Raw genomic sequence first — 10,810 nt, forward strand, 5'->3', positions numbered from 1 at the left:
AGAGGATGTAACACCGTCGTCATAGACGTTGTCAATAGGAAGGTTTCCTTTTAATTCGCGCTGTTCCCCGTGATCACGCCCGCGTTGTAGTCGCTGTCACGGGCGTCCGTGATCGCCATGTGACCGGGCGCGTGCCCGATCGCGAACCTGACGCCGCTGGCCATCGCCGCCGCCTGGGTCGTCACGCCGCACGCCCAGAAGACCGGCACCTCACCCGGGCGTATCTCCACGGGGTCTCCGAAGTCGGGCGCCTTCAGGTCGCGAATGCCCAGTTCCTCCGGCTCGCCGACGTGGATGGGCGCGCCGTGCACCGCCGGATAGCGCGATGTCACCCGTACGGCCATGGCGACCAGCGACGCCGGAACCGGGCGCATCGACACCACCAGCGGCCCCGACAGCGCGCCCGCCGGGCGGCACGGAATTCCGGTCCGGTACATCGGCACGTTCGACCCCGCCTCCAGGTGCCGGACGGGAACACCGGCCCGCACCAGCGCGTCCTCGAACGTGAAGCTGCAGCCGAACAGGAACGGCACCAGATCGGCCCGCCAGAACGCGGTGACATCGGACAGCTCCGCCACCGGCACGCCGTCCTCGTACACGACATATCCCGGCAGGTCCGTACGCAGGTCACCACGGAAGATCGACGTCTGGACGGCGCCCTCGTCCCCCACGTCCAGGACCGGGCAGGCGCGCGGGTTACGCTGCGCGAACAGCAGCAGGTCGTACGCATACGCCCGCGGCACCACAAGGAGGTTGGCCTGCGTCCACCCGGGACACAACCCGGCGGTCGGCACCCGCAGCCCGCCCCGGAACCGGGCCCGCGCTTCGTCCGGCGTCATCGCACCTCCGACCTCCGCATACCCAGACATCAGCCAAAATAGCCGCCGCGTAGGCTGCTGTGTGGGGTACTCATCGGGGGTGAGTCAGGTGCAATACTTCCGCGTGTCCACCGAACACCGTCCTCCCTTCACTGTGATCAAGGTTTGGGGAGAACTCGACATCGCGGCCGAAGCCGAGTTCAGGAAGCACGTCGAGGAGGTCGTGGAGCTGGACCCGGAGCGGCTGCTGTTCGACCTCGCGGAACTGCGTTTCATGGACAGCAGCGGCGTACGCGTGATCCTCGACGTCTACCGGCGGCTCGGCATGGGCGACCGGGTCGCGGTGTGCGGGCTCTCCCCCCGCCTCGAGCGCTCGTTCTACCTGCTCGGAATCACCGGCCGCGTGGGCGGGATGACCACATACTCCACGATGGACAGCGCGCTTACCGCTGTCCGCAGCTGAGCGTCCGGTACGGCGAGTGCCGTACCGGACCGCAAAGGCGTTATTCGACGGTGACGCTCTTCGCGAGGTTGCGGGGTTTGTCCACGTCGCGGCCGAGGGCGACGGCGGCGTGGTAGGCGAAGAGCTGCAGCGGAATGGTCAGGAGAATCGGGTCGAGTTCGGTTTCGTTCTTGGGGACCACGATGCAGTCGTCGGCCTGGTCGGCGGTGCGGTGGCCGACCATGAGAATGCGGCCGCTGCGGGCGCGGATCTCGCCCAGCGTGGTGAGATTCTTGTCCAGGAGTTCGTCGTCGGGGACGATCGCGACGGTGGGCATTTCCGGGCCGATGAGGGCGAGCGGCCCGTGCTTGAGTTCGCTCGCGGGATACGCCTCGGCGTGCACGTAGGAGATTTCCTTGAGTTTCTGGGCGCCTTCGCGGGCGACGGGATAACCGCGCACCCGGCCGACGAACATCATTCCCGCCGCGTCCTTCGCGTAGCGCATGGCGAGTTCGCGGATGTGCTCCTCCTGGGTGAGCATTTCCTTGATCTGCTCGGGCAGGCGGCGCAGTCCGTCGCAGATCCGGCGCCCGTCGGCGGGCGACAGGTCCCTGACCCGGCCCAGGTGCAGCGCGAGCAGGGCGAACGCCGCCGAGGTCGAGGTGAACGCCTTCGTGGAGGCGACCGATACCTCGGGGCCCGCGTGCAGGTAAACGCCGCCGTCGCATTCCCGGGCGATCGCGCTGCCGACCGTGTTGACGATGCCGAGAACGCGCCCGCCCTTGCGCTTCAATTCCTGCACGGCCGCGAGCGTGTCATAGGTCTCCCCCGACTGGCTGATCGCGATGTACAGCGTGTCGGCCTCCACGACCGGGCTGCGATACCGGAATTCCGACGCGGGCTCCGCGTCGGCGGGAATTCTGGCGAGTTCCTCGATGAGTTGCGCGCCGATCTGGCCCGAGTAGTACGCGGAACCGCAGCCGATGATTTTCACGCGGCGGAATGAGCGGGATTCGCGGGCGTCCATGTTGAGGCCGCCCAGGTGCGCGATGTGGAAGCGGTCGTCGATCCGGCCGCGGAGGGTGCGCCCGACCGTGTCCGGCTGCTCGGAGATCTCCTTGAGCAGGTAGTGCTCGTAGCCGCCGGTGTCGTAGTGGCCGGTGTCCCAGTCGACCGTGAACGGCTCCTTCGCGGTTTCCCTGGCGTCGCTGGTGAAGGTGGAGAATCCGTCGGCGCGCAGAACCGCGAGTTCGCCGTCCTCCAGGTGCACGACCTGACGGGTGTAGCGGACCAGAGCGGCTACATCGGAGGCGGCGAACATCTCTTTCTCACCGATGCCGAGCACGATCGGGCTGCCGTTGCGAGCCACCACGACCTCGCCGGGCCGCTCGGCGTCGATCACCGCGATTCCATACGTGCCGACGACGAGCTTCAGCGCCCGCCGCACCGCCTCCTCAAGGCTTTCAGTCTCCTTGGCCGTACGCGCGATCAGATGGGACAGCACCTCGGAGTCGGTTTCACTCACGAAAGTGACGCCGTCGGCCTCCAGGCGCTGGCGGAGCGCGTCGGCGTTCTCGATGATCCCGTTGTGCACGATGGCGATGCGCTCGTCGGCGGACGGGTGCGGGTGCGCGTTGATGTCGCTGGGCACGCCGTGGGTGGCCCAGCGGGTGTGGCCGATGCCGAGGGTGCCCTTGAATCTGGCCGGGACCGCGGCGGCGAGGTCCGCGACCCGGCCTTTTACTTTGCGTATCTTGAGCGCTTTCGCCGCGACGACCGCGACGCCCGCGGAGTCGTACCCCCGGTATTCAAGCCGCTGCAGCCCTTCGAGCAGGATCGGAGCAGCGTCCTTTGGTCCTACATAGGCCACGATTCCGCACATGTCACCCTCCATAGATAATTCGGCGGAGTTGTCGCGGGGACAGCTCCGGCGCCGTGACCCGCCGGGCCGGCAGCTCGGCGGCGATGCGGCGAAAGATCTCGTCGTTCGCCAGGCCGCGTGACCTGAGTTCGGCGTGCCGGCGGCGGACGTATTCCTCGACGGGTTCGCCGAAATACGCCAGCACGTCGGCGACCACCCGCGCGGCTTCGCCCGGACCGAGTGGGGTGGTCCGGGTGAGGTGCGCGATCAGGTCATCATGCGGCACAGGACAGGACCTTACGGAGAGCGGGCGTCGTTTTCCAAGAATCCTGCCCGAAATCGGGCAGGATTCTTGGAAAACTATACCGAGAGGCGTCAGTCGGGGTCAGTTGACGGGTCGGGAGGGGTTCAGTCGGATTGCCGTGAATCCTGGCGAAGCAGGAGCGCATCCGATGGGTCGCCAGCCGACTCCACACGGTCACACCTTAATGGGATTTATCCGGATTTATGGGCATCCATTAACGCATCACGACAAGTCTGTGGGGTCCGGCTTGGATCCCCTCACGATGTGACAGATCGGGCCCGATCGGCAAACTAGGTGGGTGCTCGATCCCGTGTTATGCCGCGAACTCGACTCCGTACCCGATTATGATCGTTTCGCCACCGTGGACGAGGTCCACGACGGCCTCATCCGCCTGGCCGCCGCCCATCCTGACTCCGCCGTGATCCGGCGGGTGGGCACCTCCCGGCTCGGGGATCCCATGCTCTGCCTGACCGTCGGCGACGGGCCCCGCGACGTGGTCGTGGCCGCGGGCCCGCACCCGAACGAACCGATCGGCGGCCTCACCGTCGTGCATCTGGCCGCCCGGCTCTGCGCGGAACCCTCCCTGCGCAAGGCCGCGACCTGGCACATCGTCGGCTGCCTGGACCCCGACGGCACCCGCCTCAACGAGGGCTGGTTCGCCGGGCCCTTCACCAAGGCGCACTACGGCCGCCACTTCTACCGCCCCGCCGGGGACGAACAGGTCGAATGGACCTTCCCCTTCGCCTACAAACGCTCCTACTTCGACCGGGTCATGCCGGAAACGCTGGCGCTGATGCGGTTGATCGACGCCACCCGCCCCGCGTTCATGACCACCCTGCACAACGGCGAACTCGGCGGCGTCTTCTACTACCTCTCCCGGCCCGAACCCGAGTTGCAGGCGATCCTGACCGAACTTCCCGGCCTGTACGGCCTGCCCCTCCACGTCGGCGAACCCGAACACCCCGCCATCACCCAGCTCGCTCCCGCGATCTTCCTCACCCCCCAGATGGAGCGCACGTACGACTACGCCGAGGCCCTCGGCCAGGACCCCACCGAGCTGATCATCGGCTCGGCCAGCGACACCTACGCCTCCCGGTACGGCACGCTCTGCCTGACCGCGGAGCTTCCGTACTGGATGGACCCCGCCGCGGGCGACACCTCGCCGACCGACATCGTCTACGCCGACCTGATCCGCGCCCAGGCCGCCGACCTGCGCGACACGGTCACCGTCCTGGACGAGACCCTCGCCGGAGTCTCCGCCGATCTGGCGACAAAATCCCCTTTCATCCGGGCCAGCCGCTTCTTCATCCCGATGCTCGCGGGCGTCGCCACCACCGACGAGCAACGCGCCGCCGACCGGCTCTCCGACCGCCCCGCCACCGCCGCGGAACGGTCCTCCTGCCGTGACCTGGTGCACAGCTACCGGCTCAGGTTCGGCGGCATCCTGCTCCGCGCGCTCGACGGCGAGATCGCCATCGGCAACGCGACCCCCGCGATCCGGCGGCACGCGCGCACGCTGTCGGAGACGTACGAGAAATGGTGCGCGGACGCGGAGTCCCAGACCTCCGACCAGACGATCCCGATCAAGCACCTGGTGGCCCTGCAGTACGGCGCGATTCTCGCGGGCGCGCACCACGCGCTGCGAACCTGAGGGTTATCCCTCTAGGCGGTGCGGACGCCGTCCGGCTCAATGGCGGAGTGACCTCAACGCTGGCTCCGGTGTGGACCTGGCTGCGGCTGGACCTGCGCGGCCGGATACGAGCCCTGGTGCTGCTGGGCCTGCTGGTGGCCGTGGGTTCGGGGACGGTGATGGCGGCCGCGGCCGGGGCCAGGCGCGGCGACTCGGCGATGGATCGGCTGCGGGCCATCACGCTGCCCGCGCACGCCATGGCCCAGCCGAACCAGGAGGGCTTCGACTGGGACGCGGTCCGCCGCCTGCCCGGAGTGGCCGCCGTCGGGTCCTTCCTCCTCTCCGACGTCACCCTGGAGGGGCTGCCCGGGGCGTTCGTGAGCTACCCGTCGACGGACAAGGAGTTCACGACGGCGATGGAACATCCCGTCGTGCTGGCCGGGCGCATGGCCGATCCCGCGCGGGTGGACGAAGCCGTGGTCTCCGAGCCGTTCCTGACCGCCCATCACGTCAAGCTCGGGGACACGGTCGTCGCGCTGGCCGAGGGCGTGCGGCAGCCTCTCCGGATTGTCGGAGTCATCCGCATGCCGATCCTCCTGAACAGCCCCGAACTCAGCACGACCACCGCCTTCGCCGAGCGGTATCACGCCGCCATGATGAAAAGCTCGGGGGGCGTGGCCAACGCCATCATCCGGCTGACGGGCGGGGAGTCCGCCCTCCCGGAATTCCGGCAGGCGTTCGCGAAGCTCACCGGCCGCGACGACGTCGAGATCCTCGATCTGGCGATGATGGCGCGCAAGAGTGCGCAGGCCAACACGTTCGAGGCCGCCGTCCTGGGCGGGATGGCGCTGGCCGCGCTGGTGTGCGCGCTGGCGCTGACCGGCCAGGCCGTGACGCGGTATGTGACCGGTTCGGCCGGAAATCTGGCGGTTTTGCGGGTGCTCGGGCTGACGCCACGGCAGGCGGTGCTGGCGGCTGCCGCCGGCCCTGGGCTGGCCGCTCTCGGCGGGTGCGCCGCCGGGATAGCCGCCGCGCTGGCGGTTTCGCCGCTGTTCCCGATCGGGGGTGCGGGGGGCGTCGAACCTCATCCGGGGGTACGCGCTGACGTGGCGGTTTTCGGCGCGGTCGCGGCGATCATGGTGCTGGTGGCGGTGGGGGCGGCCGGCTCTGCCGTACGGTATGGGCTGGCCGCTGAGGTCGCGCAGCGGCCGGCGGCCGTCAGGCAGCGGCGGCCGGCTCTGGTGAGGGTGGTGGATCGGCTCGGGTTGCCCGTACCGGTCGGGCTTGGTGTGCGGTTCGCGCTGGAATCGGGGAGCCGGGGTGGGTCCTCGCTGTCCGCCCGGCCGGCGCTGGCGAGCGCGGTCGTCGGCGTGCTCGGCGTGGTGGCGGCGCTGACCTTCCGCGCCGGGGCCGTGGACGCGTATGACGACCTGGCCAGATTCGGCCAGACCTTCCAGCTGACCGCCTGGGCGGGGTGGGACGGTCAGGACTTCGCGCCCGCGCCGCTCGCGACCTGGGCCCGGGATCCGGACGTGCTGGCGGTCAACGACGCCCGGATCGGCGTGGGAACCGTGGGCGCCACGTCGGTCACCCTTTACACCTACACGCGCCCCTTCCCGGTGGTCGTCCTGGCGGGCCGCATGCCCACAGCCCCCGACGAGATCGCCCTGGCACCGGACTCCGCCCGCGACTCCTCCTCCAAAATCGGAAATATCATCACATTGAAGGCGAGGGCCACCAGCCGGCTCACGGTGACCGGCATCGTGTTCGTCCCCGAAGGCCCCCACAACGGTTACGCCGCGGGTGGCTGGGTCACCGGCGCCGGCTACCAGCGGCTCTTCCCCGACAATTTCTTCAAGTTCCACCAGGTCCTGCTGGCACTCCGCACCGGAGCCGATCCCGCCGCCGTCACCCAGCGCCTCGCCACCCAGTTCGAACCGCCCCTGACACCGATCCAGCACACCCAGATCAGCAACATCCTGATGCTGCCACTGGCCTTCGGCGCCTTCCTGGCCCTCCTCGCCCTGGGCGTCAACGGCCACACCCTGGCCACCGGCATCCACCGCCGCCGCCACGCCATCGCCACCATGCGCGCCCTCGGCCTCACCCCACGCCAATGCCGCCAAGCGATCTTCACCCAGGCGACCACGGTCGCGACCATCGGTCTCCTCTTCGGAATCCCCCTCGGCCTGGCGCTGGGCCGCATCCTGTGGCGGGTGGTCACCGACATCACCCCCCTCTGGTACGCCCCACCTTTCGCCCTGCCCACGACACTCCTCCTGATCCCCACCGTCCTCACCCTGGCCACGCTCCTGGCCATCCACCCCATCCGGCGCGTCACCCGCTACTCCGTCAGCACCTGCCTACGCTCCGCCTGATCGCTCATGTACTTCACCCACCAAGCCGGTGAGCCGCCAGGGCTCGCCCCAAAGCCAGACGCCGGACCCGCGTTCGGCCGAGGCGACAACCGCGGTGTTCCGCTGGATTGCGGCACCTCTTCCCTGAGACGCCAAAACGGGCGCTGCCCCCGCCGGTGCGCACGAGTACGGCCAGAACGCGCTAAGGTTTCTCCGTAGCCCGGGTTCAGCCCGGATGCTCGCGGAAGTGGCTCAGTGGTAGAGCATCACCTTGCCAAGGTGAGGGTCGCGGGTTCGAATCCCGTCTTCCGCTCGGTGGAGTGGCCGAGAGGCGAGGCAGCGGCCTGCAAAGCCGCGTACACGGGTTCAAATCCCGTCTCCACCTCCAAGGTCGTCACGGAAACCCCGCGAAGTCCGCTAAAGTAAGACCAGCGTCGCTGAGGGTCAGCCCCTCAACGACCACGCGGAAGTGGCTCAGTGGTAGAGCATCACCTTGCCAAGGTGAGGGTCGCGGGTTCGAATCCCGTCTTCCGCTCGCAGTTCCCGGACGATTAGCTCAGCGGGAGAGCGCTTCCCTGACACGGAAGAGGTCACTGGTTCAATCCCAGTATCGTCCACCCAAGAAATTCCAGGCTGGCAGCCTGGGATTTTCTTTTTGAAGATTGTTGACCATGGAATCGGGAGCAAAACGGGAGCACACTGCTCCCGGAAGATCAAGACCACTACCCCGATCGGTAGCGGTCTGCCCGGTTTAGCCGGGTAGAGGTCACCCCGAAACCGGGAGCATTTCTGCTCCCTCGGAGCACACCCCGAGCAGACCCTTCAGCGGTCCGCCGGCCACCGCCGAATCACCGTTTCCGACCCTTGCCAAGTTTGCGCCAGCGGCGCTGCAGCTCATCCATCAGACGGGTGCGCATCGCCTCGGTGACGTGACCGTAGACGCCGTCCATGCCGCCCAGCTCGTGCCCCAGCCGCTCGAACTGCAGCACGCGAGGAACGCCGACCTCCATCAGGACCGACTTGTGCAGATGCCGCAGCCCGTGAAAGACCGCGCCGGGAAGGATGTGGGGGCCGTCGTCGCAGGCGGGCCGCCAGATCCGGCGGGCGAAGTTGGAGCGGCGCAGCCGCCCGCCCTCCGGCCCGGCGAAGACCAGCTCGTCTCCGTGGGCGTCCATCGCCTCCTCCAGAAGCCGGACGAGGAAGGGCGGCAGATCGATCCGGCGAACCGCGGCCGGGCTCTTGGGCGGGCCCAGCCACAGCTTCCCCTGCACCTCGTGCAACGCCCCAACGTCGGCGTGGATCCAGATCATGTTCTCGCTGGTGCGGCAGTTGGGGCGGGCCAGCCCGGCCAGTTCGCCCCAGCGCATGCCGGTGAACGCCGCGATGATCACCAGAATTTCGGCGTTGCGGCCGCCAAGCCTGCCGGTCCGTTCCGCTATGGGAAGGATGTGCTTTTCCTGCGGGATCGGGCGGCCGTGACGGGGATTGCCACCGCTCGTGCGGCTGCTGATCTTCAGGTTCAGGCACGGGTTGACCGCGATCACCCGTTCCTGTACGGCGGCGTTCAGCACTACCGACAGCAGCGTGACGATGCTCGACACCGTTGCCGGGGCGTAGCGGACGGCCAAGTCGGCGGCCCATTCTCTGACCGCCATCCGCCGGATGCCATCGAGGCTGACCTGGCCGAAGACCGGCAGGATGTGTTGGTCGAGGTGGTGATCGTACTTGGCGCGGGTGCCGGGGCTGACCTGATGCACGCGCCGCCAGCCGGCCACCCAGTCGGTCAGCGGGACACGTCCAGCCTGGGGGTCGATGAAGGAGCCGCCCCGCTGCCGGGATTCCAGATCCCGGGCGGCAGCTTCGGCGTGCTTCTTGCTGGGGTATTTGTCGGGGGTGGTGTGCACGCCTCCGTCGGCGTCGCGGTAGCGGACCCGGTACCAGGGACCGCGTTTCTCGGACCATGCCATGATCGCCTCCACATTCATTTGGGTGGTCGGGCGGGTGGGTAGGGGTCATCGACGCTCCCCTGCCTGCGACCGGTCAAGTCGCCGGGCGATGCCCCGCGACGGCGATCGCCTCCAGGTCGCCGCGGGAGAAGCGCAGGTGCTTGCCGAGGAAGGTGCACGGGATGGCGCGGGCGGCGGCCTTGCGGCGCAGCCAGGAGGGCTTCACCCCGAGCAGGACGGCCGCCTCGTTCGGGGTGTAGAGCAGCTTGGACTCCGCGATGTCACCCATCGGGTACGGCCCCGAGACGACCGGCCACTGACACCTACAAAAGCCTTCCCAGACCCTTCCCCGGGACAAGTTCCCTGCGGATTGGGCACGGCTGGAAAGACCGCGTGCGCGCGATGTGATCGAAGAGGTCCCTCGCAGGGGCTGTTGCGTATCGCCTCTGCTTGACCAGGAGCCGGCCAGGAATCGCGCTAATCTCGCACAACCGAGCCGGAAGACCGACCGAGGACCGTGCATGATCGGACCGCGAGGGTTATGCCATAGCGCAAATGGGCCGGCGACATCCTTTGATCATCTGCGCACACCCGGGGTATGGGTGCGCAGAGAGTCCGGTTGCCCGGCAGTTGCATCACGAACCTGCTGCCATCGGACGAAACCGCAGGCCAGAACCAGTGACACAATTCTCGGCACGCACAGGTTGGTGGGCACGCTCTGTCGGGAACTGCTGGACCGGATGCTCATCTACAACCAGGCGCACCTGCGTGCGGCGCTGATCGAGTATGCCCAGCACTACAACTCCCACCGGCCGCATCAATCGCTGCGGCAATGCCCGCCGTCGTGGTCGTACACGGTCAGCGTGCGGCGCAGATGCACGCCTGGGGCTGGTCCATGATCTAGTGGATGACGAATCTCTTTTCTCGAACTTCCTGCGGATTGAATGTAGATTTATGGATGTCTCACCGAGGGGGCACCCAATGACAGATCAGCACCGGCCACAGACCGCACTCCACGCCGAGGTGAAAAGCCTTGGGCAGCAGTTACCTGTCGTCGTCTATCTCGATAGCGAGGACGAGCTCTCTCTAGTGCTGGACGCTATAAATGCCATCCCCCAGGCTCTCGAAATTGAGCTTCTCCAATCAAGACACTCAGTGCGAGGGGTTTGGCGGGCGTTCATCGGCGCCCTCCGCAAGCAGGCGAGCCCCGATCGCCTGGAAGATACAGCGAGCGCTGTCAGGGCGGGTGTGCAGGCACGCGTGTATGGAGAGATCCAGTCACAAGTGACTAAGGCAACATCCGAGGCCGTCGCCAACCTGCTCGATCAGGGCTGACAGCATTCTCGGATGCTGAGACGGTGGGTGCCGGTTCTGCGGATCACGGATGGATCGCGTACGGCGTGGCGTAGCCCTGACATGCAACAAGACCCCATAGAACGGCGGTTACCACAC

Annotated in this window: 10 protein-coding genes and 4 tRNA genes; 9 read left to right on the plus strand and 5 right to left on the minus strand. The window is 67.7% G+C overall.

The genetic code is table 11. The features are described from left to right. Positions 1 to 50: 50 nt before the first annotated feature. A complete protein-coding gene (locus ABGB08_RS43145; protein ID WP_347602983.1) occupies positions 51 to 869 on the minus strand; it encodes a putative hydro-lyase in 819 nt (272 codons plus the stop codon). A 73-nt stretch (positions 870 to 942) separates the two neighbouring features. Between ABGB08_RS43145 and ABGB08_RS43150 the strand changes: the two genes are divergently transcribed. Beyond that, entirely contained in the window at positions 943 to 1,281 is a 339-nt protein-coding gene (locus ABGB08_RS43150) for an STAS domain-containing protein (protein WP_347603006.1), read from the plus strand. 40 nt (positions 1,282 to 1,321) lie between these two features. On the opposite strand, the gene glmS is transcribed toward ABGB08_RS43150, so the two are convergent. Continuing rightward, on the minus strand, positions 1,322 to 3,142 hold the full coding sequence (glmS, locus tag ABGB08_RS43155) for a glutamine--fructose-6-phosphate transaminase (isomerizing) (protein ID WP_155361192.1): 1,821 nt from the start codon (positions 3,140 to 3,142) through the stop codon (positions 1,322 to 1,324). A 1-nt stretch (position 3,143) separates the two neighbouring features. Beyond that, the gene (locus ABGB08_RS43160; RefSeq protein ID WP_155347942.1) at positions 3,144 to 3,407 is read right to left on the minus strand and encodes a hypothetical protein; all 264 of its coding nucleotides are present in this window, start codon (positions 3,405 to 3,407) and stop codon (positions 3,144 to 3,146) included. 316 nt (positions 3,408 to 3,723) lie between these two features. Here ABGB08_RS43160 and ABGB08_RS43165 point away from each other — a divergent pair, with 316 nt between their 5' ends. The 6 genes from ABGB08_RS43165 to ABGB08_RS43190 all read left to right on the plus strand — a co-directional run bounded on the left by ABGB08_RS43165 (position 3,724) and on the right by ABGB08_RS43190 (position 8,029). After that, a complete protein-coding gene (locus ABGB08_RS43165) occupies positions 3,724 to 5,076 on the plus strand; it encodes a M14 family zinc carboxypeptidase (RefSeq protein WP_347602988.1) in 1,353 nt (450 codons plus the stop codon). A 47-nt stretch (positions 5,077 to 5,123) separates the two neighbouring features. Further along, entirely contained in the window at positions 5,124 to 7,433 is a 2,310-nt protein-coding gene (locus tag ABGB08_RS43170) for an ABC transporter permease (protein WP_347602991.1), read from the plus strand. Positions 7,434 to 7,653: 220 nt separating this feature from the next. Then, a tRNA-Gly gene (locus tag ABGB08_RS43175) sits at positions 7,654 to 7,725 on the plus strand. A 1-nt stretch (position 7,726) separates the two neighbouring features. Next, positions 7,727 to 7,800 (plus strand) — tRNA-Cys (locus tag ABGB08_RS43180). Positions 7,801 to 7,875: 75 nt separating this feature from the next. Further along, a tRNA-Gly gene (locus tag ABGB08_RS43185) sits at positions 7,876 to 7,947 on the plus strand. A 10-nt stretch (positions 7,948 to 7,957) separates the two neighbouring features. Next, positions 7,958 to 8,029 (plus strand) — tRNA-Val (locus ABGB08_RS43190). Positions 8,030 to 8,260: 231 nt separating this feature from the next. On the opposite strand, the gene ABGB08_RS43195 is transcribed toward ABGB08_RS43190, so the two are convergent. Then, the gene (locus ABGB08_RS43195; RefSeq protein WP_347602994.1) at positions 8,261 to 9,379 is read right to left on the minus strand and encodes a tyrosine-type recombinase/integrase; all 1,119 of its coding nucleotides are present in this window, start codon (positions 9,377 to 9,379) and stop codon (positions 8,261 to 8,263) included. A gap of 73 nt (positions 9,380 to 9,452) precedes the next feature. Beyond that, on the minus strand, positions 9,453 to 9,647 hold the full coding sequence (locus ABGB08_RS43200; protein ID WP_347602997.1) for a helix-turn-helix domain-containing protein: 195 nt from the start codon (positions 9,645 to 9,647) through the stop codon (positions 9,453 to 9,455). Between the two features lie 418 nt (positions 9,648 to 10,065). Between ABGB08_RS43200 and ABGB08_RS43205 the strand changes: the two genes are divergently transcribed. Together ABGB08_RS43205 and ABGB08_RS43210 are read left to right on the plus strand one after the other, a co-directional pair. Continuing rightward, positions 10,066 to 10,257: an integrase core domain-containing protein gene (locus ABGB08_RS43205; protein WP_347603000.1), complete on the plus strand. Its 192-nt coding sequence runs from the start codon at positions 10,066 to 10,068 to the stop codon at positions 10,255 to 10,257. Positions 10,258 to 10,339: 82 nt separating this feature from the next. Then, complete coding sequence (locus ABGB08_RS43210; protein WP_347603003.1) at positions 10,340 to 10,693, plus strand: hypothetical protein; 354 nt, start codon at positions 10,340 to 10,342, stop codon at positions 10,691 to 10,693. The last annotated feature ends 117 nt before the right edge of the window (positions 10,694 to 10,810 follow it).

The organism is Acrocarpospora sp. B8E8 (assembly GCF_039871605.1).
GTDB lineage: Bacteria > Actinomycetota > Actinomycetes > Streptosporangiales > Streptosporangiaceae > Acrocarpospora > Acrocarpospora macrocephala.

What these genes read in the sequence shown, in the direction of transcription:
- glmS (WP_155361192.1), bottom strand. Translation starts at nt 3,142, where the DNA reads ATGTGCGGAATCGTGGCCTATGTAGGACCAAAGGACGCTGCTCCGATC.
- ABGB08_RS43210 (WP_347603003.1), top strand. Translation starts at nt 10,340, where the DNA reads ATGACAGATCAGCACCGGCCACAGACCGCACTCCACGCCGAGGTGAAA.
- ABGB08_RS43145 (WP_347602983.1), bottom strand. Translation starts at nt 869, where the DNA reads ATGTCTGGGTATGCGGAGGTCGGAGGTGCGATGACGCCGGACGAAGCG.
- ABGB08_RS43200 (WP_347602997.1), bottom strand. Translation starts at nt 9,647, where the DNA reads ATGGGTGACATCGCGGAGTCCAAGCTGCTCTACACCCCGAACGAGGCG.
- ABGB08_RS43195 (WP_347602994.1), bottom strand. Translation starts at nt 9,379, where the DNA reads ATGGCATGGTCCGAGAAACGCGGTCCCTGGTACCGGGTCCGCTACCGC.